The 21,194-nt window shown below is 55.3% G+C and carries 21 protein-coding genes; 16 read left to right on the top strand and 5 right to left on the bottom strand.

What is annotated here, in order from left to right; translation table 11 throughout:
• Positions 1 to 35 precede the first annotated feature (35 nt).
• The 11 genes from ENTMO_RS0121550 to npr all read left to right on the top strand — a co-directional run bounded on the left by ENTMO_RS0121550 (position 36) and on the right by npr (position 7,955).
• A complete protein-coding gene (locus tag ENTMO_RS0121550) occupies positions 36 to 1,013 on the top strand; it encodes a calcium/sodium antiporter (RefSeq protein WP_010436050.1) in 978 nt (325 codons plus the stop codon).
• 13 nt (positions 1,014 to 1,026) lie between these two features.
• Positions 1,027 to 2,013: an arabinose-5-phosphate isomerase KdsD gene (kdsD, locus tag ENTMO_RS0121555; protein ID WP_010436053.1), complete on the top strand. Its 987-nt coding sequence runs from the start codon at positions 1,027 to 1,029 to the stop codon at positions 2,011 to 2,013.
• Positions 2,014 to 2,027: 14 nt separating this feature from the next.
• Entirely contained in the window at positions 2,028 to 2,594 is a 567-nt protein-coding gene (kdsC, locus tag ENTMO_RS0121560; protein WP_010436057.1) for a 3-deoxy-manno-octulosonate-8-phosphatase KdsC, read from the top strand.
• Positions 2,591 to 3,166: an LPS export ABC transporter periplasmic protein LptC gene (gene lptC / locus ENTMO_RS0121565; RefSeq protein WP_010436058.1), complete on the top strand. Its 576-nt coding sequence runs from the start codon at positions 2,591 to 2,593 to the stop codon at positions 3,164 to 3,166. Before kdsC ends, lptC begins: the two co-directional genes overlap by 4 nt.
• Complete coding sequence (gene lptA / locus ENTMO_RS0121570; protein WP_010436059.1) at positions 3,135 to 3,689, top strand: lipopolysaccharide ABC transporter substrate-binding protein LptA; 555 nt, start codon at positions 3,135 to 3,137, stop codon at positions 3,687 to 3,689. Before lptC ends, lptA begins: the two co-directional genes overlap by 32 nt.
• Positions 3,690 to 3,695: 6 nt before the next feature.
• Positions 3,696 to 4,421, top strand: coding sequence for an LPS export ABC transporter ATP-binding protein (lptB, locus tag ENTMO_RS0121575; RefSeq protein ID WP_010436061.1), 726 nt, complete (start codon positions 3,696 to 3,698; stop codon positions 4,419 to 4,421).
• 47 nt (positions 4,422 to 4,468) lie between these two features.
• Positions 4,469 to 5,902, top strand: coding sequence for an RNA polymerase factor sigma-54 (gene rpoN / locus ENTMO_RS0121580; RefSeq protein ID WP_010436062.1), 1,434 nt, complete (start codon positions 4,469 to 4,471; stop codon positions 5,900 to 5,902).
• Between the two features lie 22 nt (positions 5,903 to 5,924).
• The gene (gene hpf, locus ENTMO_RS0121585) at positions 5,925 to 6,212 is read left to right on the top strand and encodes a ribosome hibernation promoting factor (RefSeq protein ID WP_010436063.1); all 288 of its coding nucleotides are present in this window, start codon (positions 5,925 to 5,927) and stop codon (positions 6,210 to 6,212) included.
• Positions 6,213 to 6,294: 82 nt separating this feature from the next.
• On the top strand, positions 6,295 to 6,786 hold the full coding sequence (gene ptsN / locus ENTMO_RS0121590) for a PTS IIA-like nitrogen regulatory protein PtsN (protein WP_010436064.1): 492 nt from the start codon (positions 6,295 to 6,297) through the stop codon (positions 6,784 to 6,786).
• A gap of 45 nt (positions 6,787 to 6,831) precedes the next feature.
• Positions 6,832 to 7,686 (top strand): RNase adapter RapZ, encoded by an 855-nt coding sequence (rapZ, locus tag ENTMO_RS0121595; protein WP_010436066.1) that lies wholly within the window; start codon positions 6,832 to 6,834, stop codon positions 7,684 to 7,686.
• Positions 7,683 to 7,955, top strand: a complete 273-nt coding sequence (gene npr, locus ENTMO_RS0121600) for a PTS phosphocarrier protein NPr (RefSeq protein WP_010436067.1) — start codon at positions 7,683 to 7,685, stop codon at positions 7,953 to 7,955. Before rapZ ends, npr begins: the two co-directional genes overlap by 4 nt.
• Positions 7,956 to 7,994: 39 nt before the next feature.
• Here the strand turns inward: npr and mtgA are convergent, their stop codons facing one another.
• The 5 genes from mtgA to lptF form a co-directional block, all read right to left on the bottom strand.
• Positions 7,995 to 8,720: a monofunctional biosynthetic peptidoglycan transglycosylase gene (gene mtgA, locus ENTMO_RS0121605; protein ID WP_010436070.1), complete on the bottom strand. Its 726-nt coding sequence runs from the start codon at positions 8,718 to 8,720 to the stop codon at positions 7,995 to 7,997.
• Entirely contained in the window at positions 8,717 to 9,370 is a 654-nt protein-coding gene (gene elbB, locus ENTMO_RS0121610; protein WP_010436073.1) for an isoprenoid biosynthesis glyoxalase ElbB, read from the bottom strand. The genes mtgA and elbB overlap by 4 nt, the downstream gene beginning before the upstream one ends.
• A 231-nt stretch (positions 9,371 to 9,601) precedes the next feature.
• Positions 9,602 to 11,935: an aerobic respiration two-component sensor histidine kinase ArcB gene (gene arcB, locus ENTMO_RS0121615; protein ID WP_010436076.1), complete on the bottom strand. Its 2,334-nt coding sequence runs from the start codon at positions 11,933 to 11,935 to the stop codon at positions 9,602 to 9,604.
• Positions 11,936 to 12,070: 135 nt separating this feature from the next.
• On the bottom strand, positions 12,071 to 13,153 hold the full coding sequence (lptG, locus tag ENTMO_RS0121620; protein ID WP_010436079.1) for an LPS export ABC transporter permease LptG: 1,083 nt from the start codon (positions 13,151 to 13,153) through the stop codon (positions 12,071 to 12,073).
• On the bottom strand, positions 13,153 to 14,253 hold the full coding sequence (lptF, locus tag ENTMO_RS0121625; protein ID WP_010436081.1) for an LPS export ABC transporter permease LptF: 1,101 nt from the start codon (positions 14,251 to 14,253) through the stop codon (positions 13,153 to 13,155). The genes lptG and lptF overlap by 1 nt, the downstream gene beginning before the upstream one ends.
• Before the next feature lie 265 nt (positions 14,254 to 14,518).
• Here lptF and pepA point away from each other — a divergent pair, with 265 nt between their 5' ends.
• From pepA to ahr, 5 genes are all read left to right on the top strand, one after another.
• On the top strand, positions 14,519 to 16,030 hold the full coding sequence (gene pepA / locus ENTMO_RS0121630; protein ID WP_010436084.1) for a leucyl aminopeptidase: 1,512 nt from the start codon (positions 14,519 to 14,521) through the stop codon (positions 16,028 to 16,030).
• Positions 16,031 to 16,148: 118 nt separating this feature from the next.
• Entirely contained in the window at positions 16,149 to 16,592 is a 444-nt protein-coding gene (gene holC, locus ENTMO_RS0121635) for a DNA polymerase III subunit chi (RefSeq protein ID WP_010436086.1), read from the top strand.
• Entirely contained in the window at positions 16,592 to 19,447 is a 2,856-nt protein-coding gene (locus ENTMO_RS0121640; RefSeq protein ID WP_010436088.1) for a valine--tRNA ligase, read from the top strand. Before holC ends, ENTMO_RS0121640 begins: the two co-directional genes overlap by 1 nt.
• Before the next feature lie 123 nt (positions 19,448 to 19,570).
• Positions 19,571 to 20,074 (top strand): GNAT family N-acetyltransferase, encoded by a 504-nt coding sequence (locus tag ENTMO_RS0121645; RefSeq protein ID WP_010436090.1) that lies wholly within the window; start codon positions 19,571 to 19,573, stop codon positions 20,072 to 20,074.
• A gap of 83 nt (positions 20,075 to 20,157) precedes the next feature.
• Positions 20,158 to 21,177 carry an NADPH-dependent aldehyde reductase Ahr gene (gene ahr, locus ENTMO_RS0121650; RefSeq protein WP_010436092.1) on the top strand — a complete coding sequence of 340 codons (1,020 nt, stop codon included), beginning with the start codon at positions 20,158 to 20,160 and terminating at the stop codon, positions 21,175 to 21,177.
• Positions 21,178 to 21,194: the final 17 nt, after the last annotated feature.

Genomic DNA, 21,194 nt, shown 5'->3' on the forward strand with positions numbered 1-21,194 from the left:
TGGACCGGCAAGTATACCTGAAGAAAGGACTTTTGATGCTTTTAGCAACAGCACTGTTAATAATTGGTTTACTTTTGGTGGTCTACAGTGCTGACCGTTTAGTGTTTGCCGCATCAATTTTGTGCCGACTGATTGGCGTCCCCCCTCTCGTCATCGGAATGACGGTTGTTAGCGTCGGCACCTCACTCCCTGAAATCATCGTCTCTGTCACGGCATCGCTGCATGACCAGACAGACCTTGCTATTGGCACCGCGATTGGCTCCAACATCGTCAATATCCTACTGATTTTAGGTTTAGCCGCATTGCTGCACCCATTTCGCGTGCATTCCGATGTTCTGCGCCGTGAATTGCCGCTAATGTTAATCGTAAGTTTGCTGGCGGGCTATGTGCTGTATGACGGGGTGCTGAGCTACGATGATGGCATTTTCTTGCTCGCCCTCGCCGGGATATGGCTGCTGTATAGTGTTAAAATCGCCCGTCAGGCAGAAAAACAGGGGCACGACAGCCTGACCCGAGAACAGGTTGCCGAACTCCCGCGTGAAGGTACGCTGCCTGTGGCGTTATTGTGGCTGGGCGTCGCGCTAATCATTATGCCGATGGCAACGCGCATGGTCGTCGATAACGCGACGGTGCTGGCAAACTATTTCGCCATGAGCGAACTGACAATCGGCCTGACGGTGATTGCTATCGGTACCAGTCTGCCTGAGCTGGCCACCGCCATCGCGGGCGCGCGCAAAGGTGAAGATGATATCGCCATTGGTAATATCATCGGCTCGAATATTTTCAATATCGCGATCGTGACGGGCCTGCCAGCCCTGATCTCACCGGGGCCGTTTAACCCGATGGCGTTCACGCGCGATTACGGAGTGATGTTGCTTGTCAGCGTCATTTTTGCCCTGCTCTGCTGGCGGCGGCAACGACAAATTGGCAAAGGCGCAGGTGCACTGCTGACGGGTGGATTTATCGTATGGATGGCGATGCTGTACTGGCTCTCGCCGCTTCTCTCTGGGTAAACGGAAACGCATTATGTCGCAAATAGAATTGCAGCCGGGTTTTGACTTTCAGAAAGCAGGAAAAGAGGTTCTGGAGATTGAACGTGAAGGTCTGGCGCAGTTAGATCAGTACATTAATCAGGATTTTAGTCTGGCATGTGAGAAGATACTCTACTGTGCCGGTAAAGTCGTGGTAATGGGAATGGGCAAGTCCGGCCACATTGGACGCAAAATGGCGGCGACCTTTGCCAGCACGGGAACGTCATCGTTCTTCGTGCACCCAGGGGAAGCCGCGCACGGCGACCTCGGGATGGTCACCCCGCAGGACGTGGTTATCGCACTGTCGAATTCCGGTGAATCCAATGAGATCCTGGCCCTGATCCCGGTACTGAAGAGACTACAGGTCCCGCTTATCTGTATGACCAGCCGCCCGGAAAGCAGCATGGCGCGTGCGGCGGATATTCATCTGTGCGTAAAAGTGCCCAAAGAAGCCTGCCCGCTTGGCCTTGCGCCAACGTCCAGCACGACGGCAGCACTGGTGATGGGCGATGCCCTTGCCGTTGCGCTGCTTGAAGCCCGTGGTTTTACCCCAGAAGATTTTGCGCTTTCTCACCCAGGCGGTGCGCTGGGCCGTAAGCTGCTGCTCAGGGTCAACGATATTATGCACACGGGCGATGAGATCCCTCACGTCAGCAAAGAGGCTTCCCTGCGCGACGCGTTACTGGAAATTACCCGTAAAAATCTGGGTATGACGGTGGTGTGCGACGATCTGATGAAAATTCAGGGAATATTCACCGACGGCGACTTACGCCGGGTGTTCGATATGGGCGTGGACGTTCGCACATTGGGTATCGCAGACGTCATGACGCCAGGCGGAATTCGCGTGCGTCCGGGCATCCTTGCGGTAGATGTCCTGAACCTGATGCAGTCCCGTCATATTACCGCAGTGATGGTTGCCGATGGCGACCAGTTGCTGGGTGTGGTACATATGCATGATCTTCTGCGCGCAGGCGTAGTGTAATGAAGGATAAGACAATGAGTAATGCGGGTGCATCCCTTGCAACCTGTTATGGTCCGGTAAGCGCGCACATGATGGCAAAGGCGGAAAACATCCGTCTGTTGATCCTTGATGTGGATGGCGTGCTCTCCGATGGCCTGATTTATATGGGCAACAGCGGCGAAGAGCTGAAAGCATTTAACGTTCGCGACGGGTACGGTATTCGTTGCGCGCTCACGTCCGGCATTGAAGTTGCTATTATCACCGGACGGAAAGCTAAACTTTTAGAAGACCGCTGCGAAACGCTGGGCATTACCCATTTGTATCAGGGGCAGTCCGATAAAATGGTCGCCTTTAACGATTTGCTGGCGAAGCTGGCTATCGCACCTGAGAACGTGGCCTATGTTGGCGATGATTTGATCGACTGGCCGGTGATGGCTGAAGTGGGTCTGAGCGTAGCGGTTGCTGACGCACACCCGCTGCTTCTCCCACGCGCGGATTACGTCACCCGGATCAACGGTGGACGTGGGGCGGTCCGTGAAGTCTGCGATCTGCTTCTGCTCGCGCAGGGCAAGCTTGATGAGGCCAAAGGGCAATCGATATGAGTAAAACCAGACGTTGGGTTATCATTCTGCTTTCGCTTGTCGCATTGATACTGATTGGCGTGAACCTTGCCGACCGTGACGATGCACAAACAGAAGTGGTTAATACGAGCGACCCAACCTATAAAAGCGATCACAGTGATACTGTGGTGTATAGCCCTGAAGGTGCGCTGAACTATCGCCTGATTGCCCAGCATGTGGAATATTTTTCCGATGACGGTATCTCGTGGTTTACCCAACCGGTGATGACCACTTTTGATACTGACAAAAACCCGACATGGTCAATTAAGTCAGACCGGGCAAAACTGACAAATGACCGTATGCTTTATCTGTACGGCCACGTTGAAGTCAACGCCCTGACCGCTGACTCACAGCTGCGCAAAATTACGACGGATAACGCCCAGATCAACCTGGTGACCCAGGACGTGACTTCGCAAGATTTGGTCACACTGTATGGCACAACATTTAATTCCAGCGGTTTAAGAATGCGCGGGAACTTACGCAGCAAAAACGCCGAGCTGATTGAAAAGGTTAGAACCTCCTATGAAATTCAAAACAAACAAACTCAGCCTTAAAGCCATTATCGCCAGCGCACTGCTGGCGGCCAGTCTTCCCGCGATTGCTGTGACTGGCGATACCGAACAGCCGATTCATATCGAATCCGACACTCAGTCCCTTGATATGCAAGGTAACGTCGTCACCTTCACCGGTAACGTAGTGATGACCCAGGGCACCATCAAAATTAACGCCGATAAAGTGGTCGTTACCCGTCCGGGCGGCGAGCAGGGCAAAGAGATTATTGATGGCTATGGTAATCCGGCCACGTTCTACCAGATGCAGGACAACGGCAAACCGGTGAAAGGCCGCGCCTCGCATATGCACTATGAGCTGGCGAAGGATCTGGTCATCCTGACCGGTAACGCCTATCTGGAACAGCTGGACAGCAATATTACAGGCGACAAGATCACATATCTGGTCAAAGAACAGAAAATGCAGGCCTCCAGCGAGAAAGGCAAACGCGTCACCACCGTGCTGGTTCCATCGCAGCTGCAGGATAAAGGCAAAGGCCAGGCTCCGGCACAAAAGAAGAGTAACTAATTCGTTATGGCAACATTAACTGCAAAAAACCTCGCGAAAGCGTATAAGGGCCGCCGTGTCGTCGAAGATGTCAGCCTGACCGTCAACTCCGGCGAAATTGTGGGTTTGCTTGGCCCTAACGGTGCAGGGAAAACCACCACCTTCTACATGGTGGTGGGCATTGTGCCGCGTGATGCTGGCAACATCATCATTGATGACGAAGACATTAGCCTGCTGCCGCTGCACGCGCGCGCGCGCCGTGGTATCGGCTACCTGCCGCAGGAAGCCTCAATCTTTCGTCGTTTGAGCGTCTACGACAACCTGATGGCCGTGCTGCAGATCCGTGACGACCTGACCAGCGAGCAGCGCACCGACCGCGCCAACGAGCTGATGGAAGAGTTTCATATCGAACATCTTCGCGACAGTCTTGGTCAGGCGTTGTCCGGGGGTGAGCGTCGTCGTGTCGAGATTGCACGTGCGCTGGCCGCCAACCCGAAATTCATCCTGCTGGATGAACCCTTCGCGGGCGTTGACCCGATCTCCGTTATTGATATCAAACGCATTATCGAACACCTGCGCGACAGCGGGCTTGGCGTGCTGATCACCGACCACAACGTCCGTGAAACGCTGGCCGTCTGTGAACGCGCCTACATTGTAAGCCAGGGCCATCTGATTGCCCACGGTACACCGCAGCAAATCCTCGAAGATGAGCATGTTAAGCGCGTGTACCTTGGGGAAGACTTCAGACTCTGATAGGGTAGAGGTAACGTAACGCCGAACCGGAGAAAAATGCTCTGAACATGAAGCAAGGTTTGCAATTAAGGCTCAGCCAACAATTGGCGATGACGCCGCAGCTACAGCAGGCGATTCGTCTGTTGCAGCTGTCCACGTTAGAACTCCAGCAGGAGCTCCAGCAGGCGCTGGACAGTAATCCGTTGCTGGAGCAAACCGATCTTCATGACGAGGTAGAAACCCAGCAAACGCAGGACACTGAAACGCTCGACACCGCTGATGCGCTCGAACAAAAAGAGATGCCGGACGAGTTGCCGCTGGACGCCAGCTGGGATGAAATCTACCCCGCCGGAACCCCTTCCGGCACGCGTGCAGACTACCAGGACGACGAGCTACCGGTTTATCAGGGTGAAACCACCCAGTCGCTGCAGGATTACCTGATGTGGCAAGTGGAGTTGACCCCCTTCTCTGATACCGACCGCGCCATTGCGACCTCGATTGTCGATGCCGTTGACGATACGGGTTATTTAACCGTAACCCTGGACGACATCCTGGAAAGTATCGGCGACGACGAGATCGAGCTCGAAGAGATCGAAGCGGTTCTGAAGCGCATTCAGCGTTTCGACCCGGTCGGTGTGGCCGCGAAAGATCTCCGCGATTGCCTGCTGATCCAACTGTCGCAGTTCGCCAAAGAGACGCCGTGGATTGAAGAAGCCCGCTTAATCATCAGCGATCATCTTGATCTGCTGGCGAATCACGATTTCCGCTCCCTGATGCGCGTCACGCGTCTGAAAGAAGAGGTGCTGAAAGAGGCGGTGAATCTGATCCAGTCTCTCGATCCGCGTCCCGGCCAGTCGATCCAGACCAGCGAACCGGAATATGTCATTCCGGATGTGTTAGTCAGAAAACATAACGGTCGCTGGGTGGTCGAGCTGAACTCAGACAGCATTCCTCGCCTGCAAATCAACCAGCAGTACGCCTCCATGTGCACCAGCGCGCGCAATGACTCCGATAATCAATATATTCGTAGCAATTTGCAGGAAGCACGCTGGCTGATCAAAAGTCTGGAGAGTCGAAATGACACGCTGCTGCGCGTGAGCCGCTGTATTGTTGAACAACAGCAGGCTTTTTTTGAGCAGGGCGAAGAGTTTATGAAACCGATGGTACTGGCGGACATCGCCCAGGCCGTCGAGATGCATGAATCAACCATTTCTCGCGTGACCACGCAGAAGTATCTGCACAGTCCGCGCGGTATTTTTGAGCTTAAGTATTTCTTCTCCAGTCATGTGAATACCGAAGGCGGCGGCGAAGCCTCGTCAACGGCCATTCGCGCACTGGTGAAGAAGTTGATCGCCGCGGAGAACCCCGCGAAGCCACTGAGTGACAGTAAGTTAACCACCATGCTGTCCGACCAGGGTATTATGGTGGCACGTCGTACTGTTGCGAAGTATCGAGAGTCTTTATCCATTCCGCCGTCTAACCAGCGTAAACAACTGGTTTGACACAACCGATAAGGAAGACACTATGCAGCTCAACATCACAGGACACAACGTCGAGATTACTGAGGCTTTACGCGAGTTTCTGAACACGAAGTTCGCGAAGCTCGAACAGTATTTCGAAAGGATCAATCAGGTCTATATTGTGTTGAAAGTGGAGAAAGTGACTCATATCTCGGATGCAACCCTGCACGTTAACGGGGGTGAACTCCATGCCAGTGCGGAAGGGCAAGACATGTACGCGGCTATCGACGGCTTGATTGATAAGCTTGCGCGACAGCTCAATAAACATAAAGATAAACTGAAACAACACTAATTGTCCGGGCAGTTAACGGGTGCAGGACGGCCTGTTGTGCGACACAACAGGCCATTTGTACAGTTAGCGCTTAGGTGAAATTATGATGAACAACGATTCGGCTCTTCAACTGAGCAATGTCCTTAACCAGGAATGTACCCGCAGTGGGGTTCACTGCCAGAGCAAAAAACGTGCGCTGGAGATCATCAGTGAACTGGCCGCAAAACAGCTGGGCCTGCCGCCACAGGTGGTGTTCGAAGCTATCCTGACCCGTGAAAAAATGGGCAGTACCGGCATCGGCAACGGCATCGCGATCCCGCATGGCAAACTCGAAGAAGACACCTTGCGTGCCGTCGGCGTGTTTGTGCAGCTTGAAACACCCATCGCCTTTGATGCCATTGATAACCAGCCCGTCGATCTCCTCTTCGCGCTGCTGGTGCCAGCAGACCAGACAAAGACCCATCTGCATACGTTGTCGCTGGTCGCTAAACGCCTGGCCGATAAAACCATTTGCCGTCGACTGCGTTCAGCGCAAAGTGATGAAGAGCTCTTCCAGATTATCACTGAAGCAGAAGGCAATCAGGATGATGCGTAACCGGGAGATGGCCTTCACATCTGTTGTCCTGAGGAGAAACGGAACATGGTGCTGATGATCGTCAGCGGTCGCTCGGGGTCGGGGAAATCCGTCGCCCTGCGCGCGCTGGAAGATATGGGGTTTTACTGCGTAGATAACCTGCCGGTGGTGCTGTTGCCCGATCTGGCGCGGACGCTAGCGGACAGACAAATTTCTGCCGCCGTCAGCATCGATGTCCGTAACATGCCAGAATCACCTGAGGTCTTTGAACAGGCCATGAGCAATCTGCCAGAGTGCTTCTCGCCTCAGCTGTTGTTCCTTGATGCCGATCGTAACACCCTGATCCGTCGCTACAGCGATACCCGTCGTTTGCACCCGCTTTCCAGTAAAAACCTTTCGCTGGAAAGTGCCATCGACGAAGAGAGCGATCTGCTGGAACCACTGCGCTCCCGGGCCGACCTGATTGTTGACACCTCCGAAATGTCCGTGCACGAACTGGCGGAAATGCTGCGAACCCGTCTGCTGGGTAAACGCGAGCGTGAATTGACGATGGTGTTTGAATCCTTCGGCTTTAAGCACGGTATCCCTATCGATGCGGATTATGTTTTCGACGTGCGCTTCCTGCCGAACCCGCACTGGGATCCCAAACTGCGTCCAATGACCGGTCTGGATAAGCCCGTGGCGGCCTTCCTCGACAGACACACAGAAGTTCACAATTTTATCTACCAGACGCGAAGCTACCTTGAGCTATGGTTACCTATGCTGGAGACAAACAATCGTAGCTATCTGACGGTAGCGATTGGCTGTACCGGCGGTAAACATCGTTCGGTTTATATCGCCGAACAGCTGGCCGACTACTTCCGCTCACGCGGAAAGAACGTTCAGTCCCGTCATCGCACGCTGGAAAAACGTAAAACATGACCGTAAAACAAACCGTTGAGATCACCAACAAGCTGGGCATGCATGCACGCCCGGCAATGAAATTGTTTGAACTGATGCAGGGTTTTGATGCAGACGTTTTGCTGCGCAATGACGAAGGCACTGAAGCTGAAGCGAATAGCGTCATTGCGCTGCTGATGCTGGACTCAGCGAAAGGTCGCCAGATTGAAGTCGAGGCCACCGGCCCCCAGGAAGAGGAAGCGCTGGCGGCGGTGATTGCGCTGTTCAACGCAGGGTTCGACGAAGATTAAGGTCTGCCAGTCAGGCGGGTGGCGCTGTGCTTACCCGCCCTACATAAGATTATTTCGCTGCATAAACCCTTCCCCACCTAGCTGACGCATCTGGCGCATGATCCACGCCTGACGGCTTCGCACGTACCCTGACGGCGCACTCGCTTTAAAACGGATGGGATTCGGTAAAACAGCGGCCAATAGCGCCGCTTCTGACATACTCAGACGGCTGGCTGGCTTATTGAAATAACGCTGCGCGGCAGCTTCCACGCCGAATATGCCGTCGCCAAATTCAGCGACGTTGAGATAGACGGTCAGAATGCGCTTTTTGCTCCAGACCGTTTCCATCCCCAGGGTTAACCCCGCTTCCAGCCCTTTTCGCACCCAGCTTCGACCATCCCATAAAAACAGATTTTTGGCCGTCTGCTGCGACAACGTCGACGCACCGCGCACGCGATTTTCATGACGCTCGTTGTGGGCGATCGCCTTCTCGATGGCCGCCATGTCAAAACCCCAGTGCTCCGGGAATTTCTGATCTTCTGCCGCAATCACGGCCAGCCCCATGAACGGTGAGATCTCATCCATGCTTACCCAGTCCGAATGGGCGACATAGCCGAAATCACCGGTCAACCACGCGCTGAGCTGGCGCTCAACCATCACGGCGGAAAAGGGTACCGGCAGAACGCTGAATAAGGCGATCCCGCCGCCCCAGAAGACGGCCAGTACAAGCACAACGCGTAACAGGGTACGTTTTATCCACGTACCCGCAACAAATTTACGGCTCATTGCGAGAGAACCAGCACTCTGTCCACCAGCTTATCAATGCCCGTAGCAGCTTCAGCGATGGATTGCGCCAGCATATAGGCGGGCGTGGTGACGATCTTGTTGTCTTCATCGACCACAATATCATCCACCGGACAAGGAACATGCTCGCCGCCCATATCTTCGACGATCTCTGCGGTATCAATATCGGTCCCGATGGTCAGGCGCAGCGGGAAGTCAAAGATCCGGGGCAGCATGGCCGGGGCAATACAGATGAAACCCAGTGGCTTGCCTGCTGCATGCAGCGCCAGGGCAAGCCGTTTTAAATCGGGATCGACATGGCACTCTGCCCCTTCCGAAGCAAAAGTGCTGAGATTTTTAGCTGCGCCAAAGCCACCCGGCACGATCAACGCATCCAGCGTTGAGGAATCAGCCTGCGACAGGGGTTGGACAGCGCCTCGGGCGATACGCGCGGCTTCAATCAGGACGTTACGCGTTTCCGCCATCGGCTCGCCGGTAAGATGGTTGATCACATCCGCCTGGCTTTTATCCGGCGCGAAGCAGATCGCTTCAGCGCCCTGACGAGATAATGCCAGCAGCGTTAATACGGCTTCATGTATCTCTGAACCGTCGTAAACACCACAACCGCTCAGCACGACACCAATCTTTTTCATTATGACGTCCCTTCTTTGCAACCTGCTGAAGCACATTAAAAATTCTGATTAAACCGCTATGCTTCACACATTTCACTGATTCATGTAACAAACCATTTAAGATTTGCTATCTTATCTGCGTGCGGCCTCAATATTCAGGCGGCGTCCAAGCGAAAACAACACGAAAAATCAGGCGCAGCCACGATTTCCCTGGTGTTGGCGCAGTATTCGCGCACCCCGGTTAAGCCGGGGTCATTTTTTTCTGGCATCCACCCAGGCTTTCAGCACCGCCACATCGTTTTGCCACTCTTGTTTCATCTCTTCAACCCATTCACCAACATTATCTTCCCACGCAGGTAAATCAGGCGATTGAATCTGTTGACCCAACTGCTGAAGATGGCGTAGCCCCACCGAGCCGGCCGCACCTTTGATTTTGTGCCCCTCTTCAACAATACCTTTCCGATCGCGCGCCGTCAGGTTGGACTCAAGCACGCTTAAGTAGCCCGGCATCATTTTTTCGAAAACCGCCAGACCATCGGTAATCAGTTTTGGCCCCACCAGATCGATATACTGCTCCAGCATTGCGGTATCGAGTAGGGTATGTGCTTTCGCGCTATCAACAGACGTCATGGTGCTCTCCTCTTCATCACGGGTATCCCAGAACTTCTTGATCATGGCGGTCAGGGCAGGCACCGCCAGCGGCTTCCTGAGCACATCATCCATACCGGCATCGAGGTACTCTTTTTTGTCTTTCAGTACGTTCGCCGTCAGCGCCACCAGCGGCGGCAGCTCATCGGCAGCATATTTGCGCGTAAGCTCACGGGAGATATCCAGCCCGGTCATGTCAGGAAGCTGAATATCCAGCAGGACCAGGTCATACTCGCCAGGCGTAAACATCTCCAGCGCCGCTTTACCTGTCATCGCCACATCCACGCTGTTACCGAGTTTTTCCAGTACGGAACGCGCCACAATAACGTTCAGTTCGATGTCCTCCACCAGCAGAACATGCAGAGCGGGCAGCGGCATATCGTCGTTCTCAAAGGTATCTTCCACCTCTTCAGCCACCGCAGGCGCATGCACCGTCAGGGTAAAGGTTGAACCTTTGCCCGGATGGCTGGCAACCGTGATATCACCGCCCATGCTTTTCGCCAGACGTTTCGACACCGCCAGACCAATACCGGTCCCGGTCGCCGGTTTACCGCCGTTACTGTCTTTTACCTGGTAGTACATGGCAAAGATCTTATCCTGCTCTTCCTGCGGAATGCCGATACCCGAGTCCTCAACCTCGAAGTGCAGCATATCCCCTTCGTCATAGCGAATACGCACCGCAACCCGCCCCTTCTGGGTAAACTTCACGGCGTTGCTGATCAAGTCCCACAGGATCTGGCGCAGGCGCGTGCCGTCCGTAACCACTTTATGCGGCAGCGGCAGGGTTGGCTCCATCACAAAGCTCAGCCCTTTTTGCTGGGCCTGCAGGCCGGAGAGGTTCTCCAGGTCTGCCAGGAAACCGGTGAAATCCACCGGCTGGTTATCAAGCTGCACCTTACGGCGCTCCATTTTATCCATGTCGATAATATCGTTAAAGATATTGCCCAGCGTGACTGCCGAGACATGGATCGTTTTGAGGTATTTTTCCTGCTCGCCGGTCAGATCGGTGTCGAGAAGAATACGGCTCAGCCCAACGATGCCGTTCAGCGGCGTACGCAGCTCGTGGCTGATGGTTGAGATAAAGGTGGTCTTGTCGCGGCTGGCGCGTTCCAGCGCATCCTGATAGCGCTTACGCTCGGTGATATCGCGGCCAAAGCCCATCAGCCCGTGGCGTTTCCCCACGCGGTCGTAATACGGCACTTTGCGGATCTCAAAGCAGGCTTTACGCCCGTCGGGATAATCCAGCCACTGTTCATAGGTGAGCGACACGTTGTGGCGGAAGACTTTTTCATCCGTCTCCATCACTTTGGCAGCCGCTTCTTCGGAATAGACATCCTGCGGTTTGAGGTTAACCAGCTGTTTTTCACTTTTGCCGGTCAGCAGCTCCATTGCGCGGTTACAGCCGGAGAATTCTTTATCTTCGTTACGATAGAAAACCAGATCCGGCGAGGCATCCAGGAAGGAGCGCAGGAAAGAGGATTGTTGTTCGAGCTGGATCTGCGTCACTTCGCGCTCTTTCATCTCGATTTTCAGTTGCTCCAGCGTAGCCTGACGTTCAGCTTCAGCCTTCTCGCGGTCCGAAATCTCCTGATTCAACTGCGCAATATTATCCTTGAGCTGGACGTTAAGCTTGAGATCGCGATCGCGCATCTCTTCCAGCTTATCCACCAGTTTTGATAAACGCTGACGGGACTCCTCCAGTTGCTCCACTACCACCGACAGGAAATAGACCGCCCACGGCGTGATCAACAGGCCGAAGAAAATAGAGCGGATCACGTCGATGCTTTCAACCTGCCCATGCAGAACCATGGTCACGGCCATTTGCACGACAATCGCCAGAACGACCAGCGCCAGTGCCAGCAGTAAGGAGAAACGCACCAGCCCGAGCTTCATCATCAGGTCGACGTAATACTGGGCCAGCATTCGAATTTGCTTCATAGGGGATCCCTTCACGACGTTATCGCTCAATAATACTCAAATTCGCAGCGAGGCGTTGAAGGTTGTGAGAAAAAGTGCGGGGTGAAACAGGAGATTAGCCTCGCTTCCGGCAAACCGGAAGCGAGGAGAGAACAATCAGGAACGTTTTAGCAGCAGCCAGAGGCTGATCAGGAAGAAGCTGGCGCTTGGCAGCAGCGCGCCGATAATCGGCGGGATACCGTAAACCAGCGTCAACGGACCGAAGATCTGGTCTAGGACGTAGAACACAAAGCCGAAGCTGATCCCGGTCACGACGCGCACACCCATCGGCACGCTGCGCAATGGACCGAAGATAAACGACAGCGCCATCAGCATCATTACCGCGACAGACATCGGCTGGAAAATTTTGCTCCACATATTGAGCTGATAACGCCCGGCGTCTTGTCCACTCGACTTCAGATACTTCACGTAGTTATGCAGGCCGCTGATAGAGAGCGCATCAGGGTCCAGCGCAACCACGCCCAGCTTGTCCGGCGTCAGGTTGGTCTTCCAGGTACCGGAAACCGTCTGCGTCCCGGTGATCTGTTTCGGATCGTTCAGGTCAGACTCATCCACCTGAGAGAGACGCCACTGCTTGTGTTCAGCATCAAATTTTGCAGAGGAGGCGTGACGCACAGACTTCAAACGACGTTCATCGTTGAAGGTGTAAATACTCACACCGCCCAGTTCGTCATCACCTTTCACGCGCTCGATATAGACGAAGCTATTACCGTCTTTCGCCCACAGACCTTGCTGCGTTGAGAGCAGTGAGCCGCCGTACATGGCCTGAGCGCGGTAGTTACGCGCCATCTGTTCGCCCTGCGGTGCCACCCACTCGCCAATCGCCATGGTTAACAGCACCAGTGGGATCGCGGTTTTCATGACGGACAGCGCAACCTGCATACGGGTAAAGCCGGAAGCCTGCATCACCACCAGTTCGCTACGCTGCGCCAGCATCCCCAGCCCCAGCAGCGCGCCGAGCAAAGCCGCCATCGGGAAGAAGATTTGCACGTCTTTTGGCACGCTGAGCAGGGTATACATCCCGGCGCCCAGCGCGTCATAGCTCCCCTGCCCGGCTTTTTTCAGCTGGTCGACAAACTTGATAATGCCGGAGAGCGACACCAGCATGAACAGGGTCATCATGATGGTGGTAAAAATCGTTTTACCGATATAGCGGTCAAGAACGCCAAATGCCTGCATTAGATGGCTCCTTTACGCGTAAACCGGGCACGGATTCGACGCATTGGCACCGTATCCCACAAGTTGAGGCCCACCGCCAGCAGCAGATACAGACCATTCACTACCCAGGTCCAGACAACCGGGTCAATTTTCCCTTTGCCACCGTTGGACTTAATTGACGTCTGGAGCAGGAAGAACACCAGATACAACAGCATGGCCGGAAGCATCGACAGCACGCGTCCCTGACGCGGGTTCACCACGCTCAGCGGAACAACCATCAATGCCATCATAAACACGGTGAATACCAGCGTGATGCGCCAGTGCAGTTCAGCACGCGCACGATCGGTATCGGTGTTGATCAGGGTACGCATATCCATCTGTTCGGTGTCAGTCGGATCGAGCGCGACGGCCTGATGACCAATAATCGCCTGGTAGTTCTGGAAATCGGTGATACGGAAATCGCGCAGCATCGCTGTGCCTTCAAAGCGCGTCCCTTTGTTCAGCGTCACAACCTGGGAACCATCTTTACGCTGTGCCAGTTGACCAGAATCGGCGACCACCACGGAAGGACGGGCGTTACCTTTAGTACGCAACTGAGCAAGAAACACATCGTTAAAGCGGCTGCCGTCAACGCTTTCGATAAAGAGAACAGAGTTACCGTCGGTGGCCTGCTGGCACTGACCCTGTGCCAGCGCGGCCAACCCCGGGTTAGCTTTTGCTTCCGCCAGCACTTCGTCCTGATGACGGGATGACGCCGGGCCTGCCCACATGACGTTTACGGCAGCAACGATCCCCGTGAACAACGCCAGCACCATAGCCGCTTTCACCAACACGGCTTTGCTTAAGCCGCAGGCGTGCATCACCGTGATTTCACTTTCGGTATACAGCTTACCGAGCGTCATCAGTAAACCGAGGAAAAGGCTTAACGGCAGAATGAGCTGTGCCATTTCAGGCACGCCTAATCCGAGCAGAGAAAGCACCAGATTTGTTGGGATTTCACCGTCAACCGCCGCGCCGAGGATCTTGACCAGCTTCTGACAGAAAAAGATCAGAAGAAGGATAAAGAGGATCGCCAGTTGGCTCTTCAGCGTCTCCCGCACCAGATATCTTATGATTATCACTTTAAATACGCCCGTTAAAACTCGTCTTTTGCAGGAATTTAGCTTGTTTCATGGCTTAAACGTCATTTATTCTCTTGAGTCGTCGAAATCATCGCTAAGATTAAAAAACCCGGCGGATTCGCGCTTCAGAACATTTAATGACGTGCCGAAACCGTAGTAACGTAAGATTAACACGAAGTCACCACAACCGCGGACATGAGTTACGAAAGGTTTCAATTCTATCCGTAGCTGCCGCCGTTGTCTTTAAGATTCAGGAGCGTAGTGCATGGAGTTCAGTGTAAAAAGCGGTAGCCCGGAGAAACAGCGGAGTGCCTGCATCGTTGTGGGTGTGTTTGAACCGCGCCGACTCTCCCCGATCGCCGAACAACTCGATAAAATCAGTGACGGCTACATCAGCGCCCTGCTGCGCCGTGGCGAACTGGAAGGTAAACCTGGGCAGACGCTGTTACTGCACCATGTTCCGAACGTCCTGTCCGAACGCATTCTGCTGATTGGCTGCGGCAAAGAGCGTGAGCTGGATGAGCGTCAGTATAAGCAGGTGATTCAGAAAACGATTAATACCCTGAATGATACCGGCTCAATGGAAGCCGTCTGCTTCCTGACGGAACTGCACGTCAAAGGCCGTAACACCTACTGGAAAGTGCGCCAGGCCGTCGAAACCGCAAAAGAGAGCCTGTACAGCTTCGACCAGCTCAAGACCAATAAAAGCGAGCCGCGCCGCCCGCTGCGTAAAATGGTCTTCAACGTGCCTACACGCCGTGAGCTGACCAGCGGCGAGCGCGCTATTCAGCACGGTCTGGCGATTGCCGCCGGTATTAAAGCCGCTAAAGATCTCGGCAACATGCCGCCAAACATCTGTAACGCCGCGTACCTGGCCTCTCAGGCACGTCAGCTGGCGGATTCCTACAGCAAGAATGTCATCACTCGCGTCATCGGCGAACAGCAGATGAAAGAGCTGGGAATGCACTCTTATCTGGCGGTCGGCAACGGCTCGCAGAACGAATCCCTGATGTCGGTGATTGAGTACAAGGGCAACCCATCCGAAGACGCGCGCCCGATCGTGCTCGTCGGTAAAGGCCTGACTTTCGACTCCGGCGGTATCTCCATCAAGCCTGCCGAAGGCATGGACGAGATGAAGTACGACATGTGCGGTGCGGCGGCGGTTTACGGCGTCATGCGCATGGTCGCTGAGCTTCAGCTGCCGATTAACGTCATCGGCGTGCTGGCGGGCTGTGAAAACATGCCTGGCGGTCGCGCTTACCGTCCTGGCGACGTGCTGACCACCATGTCCGGCCAGACTGTTGAAGTGCTGAATACCGACGCCGAAGGCCGTCTGGTGCTGTGCGACGTGCTGACCTACGTTGAGCGCTTCGAACCTGAAGCGGTAATCGACGTGGCAACGCTGACCGGCGCCTGCGTGATTGCGCTGGGCCACCACATCACCGGCCTGATGTCGAACCACAACCCGCTGGCACACGAGCTTATCGGCGCGTCCGAACAGGCCGGTGACCGCGCGTGGCGTCTGCCGCTGGGCGATGAGTTCCAGGAGCAGCTGGAGTCCAACTTTGCGGATATGGCGAACATCGGCGGTCGTCCTGGCGGTGCGATCACCGCGGGCTGCTTCCTGGCGCGCTTCACCCGCAAGTACAACTGGGCGCACCTGGATATCGCGGGCACCGCATGGCGCTCCGGTAAAGCCAAGGGCGCAACCGGTCGTCCGGTCGCGCTGCTGTCGCAGTTCCTGCTTAATCGTGCGGGTTTTAACGGCGACGAGTGATGAAAAACGCCGGGTGGCGGCTTCGCCTTACCCGGCCTACAACGTCACTCAACCGTAGGCCGGGTAAGCGTAGCCCCACCCGGCTTTGCATTTAAATCCACGACAAGAAGCCCCATATATGAAGAATGCAACGTTCTACCTTCTGGACAACGACACGCATCAGGATGGCCTCAGCGCCGTCGAACAGCTGGTGTGTGACATTGCCGCAGAACGTTGGCGCGCAGGTAAACGCGTGTTGATTGCCTGTGAAGATGAGCAGCAGGCGATTCGCCTTGATGAAGCGCTGTGGGCCCGCCCGCCGGAGAGTTTTGTGCCGCATAACCTGTCGGGCGAAGGTCCGCGCGGTGGAGCGCCGGTTGAAATTGCCTGGCCGCAGAAGCGCAACAGCAGCGCGCGCGATATTCTCATTAGCCTGCGGGTAGACTTTGCAGATTTTGCCACCGCTTTCACAGAAGTGGTAGACTTTGTCCCTTACGAAGAATCTTTGAAACAACTGGCGCGCGAACGCTATAAAGCGTACCGCCTGGCTGGTTTTAACCTGAATACGGCAACCTGGAAATAATGGAAAAGACATATAACCCACGCGATATCGAACAGCCGCTTTACGAGCACTGGGAACAGCAGGGCTATTTCAAGCCTAACGGCGACGAAAGCAAAGAGTCCTTCTGCATCATGATCCCGCCGCCGAACGTCACCGGCAGTTTGCATATGGGACATGCTTTCCAGCAGACCATCATGGACACCATGATCCGCTACCAGCGCATGCAGGGTAAAAACACCCTGTGGCAGGCGGGGACTGACCACGCGGGTATCGCAACCCAGATGGTGGTTGAGCGTAAAATTGCCGCTGAAGAAGGTAAAACCCGCCACGACTACGGTCGCGACGCGTTCATCGACAAAATCTGGCAGTGGAAGGCAGAATCCGGCGGTACCATTACCCGCCAGATGCGTCGTCTCGGCAACTCCGTGGACTGGGAGCGCGAGCGCTTCACCATGGACGAAGGCCTGTCCAACGCCGTGAAAGAAGTCTTCGTGCGCCTGTATAAAGAAGACCTGATTTACCGCGGCAAGCGCCTGGTAAACTGGGATCCGAAACTGCGCACCGCAATTTCTGACCTGGAAGTGGAAAACCGCGAGTCTAAAGGCTCCATGTGGCACATCCGCTATCCGCTGGCCGACGGCGCGAAAACCGCCGACGGCAAAGATTACCTGGTGGTCGCAACGACTCGTCCGGAAACTCTGCTGGGCGATACCGGCGTAGCCGTTAACCCGGAAGATCCACGTTATAAAGATCTGATCGGCAAATTCGTGGTGCTGCCGCTGGTAAACCGCCGTATTCCGATTGTGGGCGACGAACATGCCGACATGGAAAAAGGCACCGGCTGCGTAAAAATCACCCCGGCGCACGACTTCAACGACTACGAAGTCGGCCGTCGTCACGCCCTGCCGATGATCAACATTCTGACCTTCGACGGCGATATCCGCGAAAGCGCAGAAGTGTACGACACCAAAGGCGAAGAGTCTGACGTTTACTCCAGCGACATCCCGGCTGAGTTCCAGAAGCTGGAACGTTTTGCCGCGCGTAAAGCGATTGTGGCTGCCGTCGACGCGCTCGGCCTGCTGGAAGAGATAAAACCTCACGATCTGACCGTGCCGTACGGCGACCGTGGTGGCGTGGTTATCGAGCCAATGCTGACCGACCAGTGGTACGTGCGTGCCGACGTGCTGGCGAAACCGGCTGTTGAAGCGGTTGAGAACGGCAGCATCCAGTTCGTGCCGAAGCAGTATGAAAACATGTACTTCTCCTGGATGCGCGATATTCAGGACTGGTGTATCTCCCGTCAGCTGTGGTGGGGTCACCGCATCCCGGCATGGTACGACAACGAAGGCAATGTCTACGTTGGCCGCACCGAAGACGAAGTGCGTCAGGAAAACAACCTGAGCGCGGATGTTGCCCTGCGTCAGGACGAAGACGTCCTGGACACCTGGTTCTCCTCCGCGCTGTGGACCTTCTCCACGCTCGGCTGGCCGGAAAACACCGACGCGCTGCGTCAGTTCCACCCAACCAGCGTGATGGTGTCCGGTTTCGACATCATCTTCTTCTGGATTGCCCGCATGATCATGATGACCATGCACTTCATCAAAGACGAAGACGGCAAGCCGCAGGTTCCGTTCCACACCGTCTACATGACCGGTCTGATCCGCGACGACGAAGGGCAGAAAATGTCCAAGTCCAAGGGCAACGTTATTGACCCGCTGGACATGGTTGACGGTATCTCTCTGGAAGACCTGCTGGAAAAACGTACCGGCAACATGATGCAGCCGCAGCTGGCTGAGAAAATCCGCAAGCGCACCGAGAAGCAGTTCCCGAACGGGATCGAGTCTCACGGTACCGACGCCCTGCGCTTCACCCTGGCGGCGCTGGCCTCTACCGGCCGTGACATCAATTGGGACATGAAGCGTCTGGAAGGTTACCGTAACTTCTGTAACAAGCTTTGGAACGCCAGCCGCTTCGTGCTGATGAACACCGAAGATCAGGATTGCGGCTTCAACGGCGGCGAAATGACCCTGTCGCTGGCGGACCGCTGGATCCTGGCGGAATTCAACCAGACGGTGAAAGCGTTCCGCGACGCGCTGGATAGCTACCGCTTCGATATCGCCGCGGGCATCCTGTACGAATTCACCTGGAACCAGTTCTGTGACTGGTATCTGGAGCTGGCGAAGCCGGTGATGAACGGCGGTTCTGAGACGGAGCTGCGCGGCACGCGCAACACGCTGATTACCGTTCTGGAAGGTCTGCTGCGCCTGGCGCATCCGGTCATTCCATTCATCACCGAAACCATCTGGCAGCGCGTGAAGGTGATTGCAGGCATCAACGCTGACACCATCATGCTGCAGCCGTTCCCGGAATTCGATGCGGCGAAGGTTGATGAAGCGGCGTCTGCGGACACCGAGTGGCTGAAACAGGCGATCGTTGCGGTACGTAACATCCGTGCTGAAATGAACATTGCCCCGGGCAAACCACTGGAGCTGCTGCTGCGTGGCTGCAGCGAGGCTGCTGTGCGTCGCGTCAGCGAGAACAACACCTTCCTCAAGACCATGGCGCGTCTGGAAAGCATCACCGTGCTGCCTGCTGATGAAAAAGGTCCGGTTTCCGTGACCAAAATCATCGACGGTGCCGAGCTGCTGATCCCGATGGCGGGCCTGATCGACAAAGACGCCGAACTGGCGCGTCTGGCGAAAGAAGTGGCGAAAGTCGACGTGGAAATTGGCAAAATCGAAAGCAAACTGGCGAACGAAGGCTTTGTGGCCCGCGCGCCGGAAGCGGTCATCGCCAAAGAGCGTGAACGTCTGGTTGCTTTCGCCGATGCGAAGACCAAACTGATTGAGCAGCAGGCGGTTATTGCCGCTCTGTAATGCTTTTACCCCTTACGCTCCAGGGCGTAAGGGGTAACCTTCCTGAAAACTCCTCGCTTGCACTCCCCTTTCTGCAGTGCTATTAACAGCAGTTGTGTGTCAATTTTTGTCATGAGTAATGCTATGAGCGTGATTACCCCCGTCGCGACGACAATGCGTCGGATCACTGAGCAGGACAACCCGGCCATTGCCGCTGTTATCCGCACGGTTTCCGCCGAATATGGGCTGACAGCCGATAAAGGCTACACCGTGGCCGATCCTAATCTCGATGAGCTTTTCCATCTGTACAACCAGCCGGGCCATGCCTACTGGGTTATCGAGCAGAATGGCAAGGTCGTGGGCGGCGGCGGCGTGGCACCACTAAGCTGCAGCGAGCCGGATATTTGTGAGCTGCAGAAAATGTATTTTCTGCCGTCGGTTCGCGGGCAGGGTCTGGCGAAAAAGCTGGCACTGGTCGCCCTGGAGCACGCGCGCACCCAGGGTTTCAAACGCTGTTACCTCGAAACCACAGCCTTCCTCAAAGAGGCCATCGGCCTGTATGAGCATCTTGGCTTTGAGCATATTGATGCGCCGCTGGGCTGTACCGGCCACGTTGATTGCGAAGTCAGAATGCTGAAAAGTCTGTAACTTCCGTTCCTGCCCTCTTCTGTTAAGCGGCTGTAAACCGGATGCTCTACACTCACAGTTCACACCATAACAGGGGAAACACGATGTCGAAGATAAAAAGCTACGCCGCACCGCAGGCGGGTGCAGAACTTGAGCTGTACGAGTACGATGCGGGCGAACTAAAAGCAGAAGACGTCGAAGTACAGGTTGATTACTGCGGGATCTGCCACTCGGATCTCTCGATGATCGACAACGAATGGGGCTTCTCCAGCTACCCGCTGGTTGCCGGGCACGAAGTCATTGGCCGCGTCGTGGCGCTCGGTAGCGCCGCGCAGGACAAAGGGCTGAAGGTAGGCCAGCGCGTGGGCATTGGCTGGACGGCACGCAGCTGTGGTCACTGCGACGCCTGTATCAGCGGCAACCAGATCAACTGCCTCGAAGGTGCCGTTCCCACCATCCTGAATAAAGGCGGTTTTGCCGATAAGCTGCGCGCCGACTGGCAATGGGTCATCCCGTTGCCGGACAGCATTGATATCGAATCCGCCGGTCCGCTGCTGTGCGGCGGTATCACCGTCTTCAAACCGCTGCTGATGCACCATATCACCGCCACCAGTCGTGTGGGCGTGATCGGTATTGGCGGCCTGGGCCATATCGCCATCAAACTGCTGCACGCGATGGGTTGCGAAGTGACGGCATTCAGTTCTAACCCGGCGAAAGAGAAAGAAGTGCTGGCGATGGGTGCGGATAAAGTGGTGAACAGCCGCGATCCGGAAGCACTGAACGCACTGGCGGGTCAGTTTGATCTGATCATCAACACCGTGAATGTCGATCTCGACTGGCAGCCGTACTTTGAAGCGCTGGCGTACGGCGGTAACTTCCACACCGTGGGTGCGGTGATGAAGCCGCTGCCGGTGCCGGCATTTACCCTGATTGGCGGCGATCGCAGCATATCCGGTTCTGCAACCGGTACGCCGTACGAGTTGCGCAAGCTGATGAAGTTTGCCGGACGCACCAAAGTGGCCCCGACAACCGAACTGTATCCGATGTCGAAAATCAACGAAGCGATCCAGCACGTGCGTGACGGCAAAGCCCGCTACCGCGTGGTGTTGAAAGCGGATTTTTGATGTGAGATTGCCGGGGA

This window comes from Enterobacter mori LMG 25706, from assembly GCF_000211415.1.
Taxonomy (GTDB): Bacteria; Pseudomonadota; Gammaproteobacteria; order Enterobacterales; family Enterobacteriaceae; genus Enterobacter; species Enterobacter mori.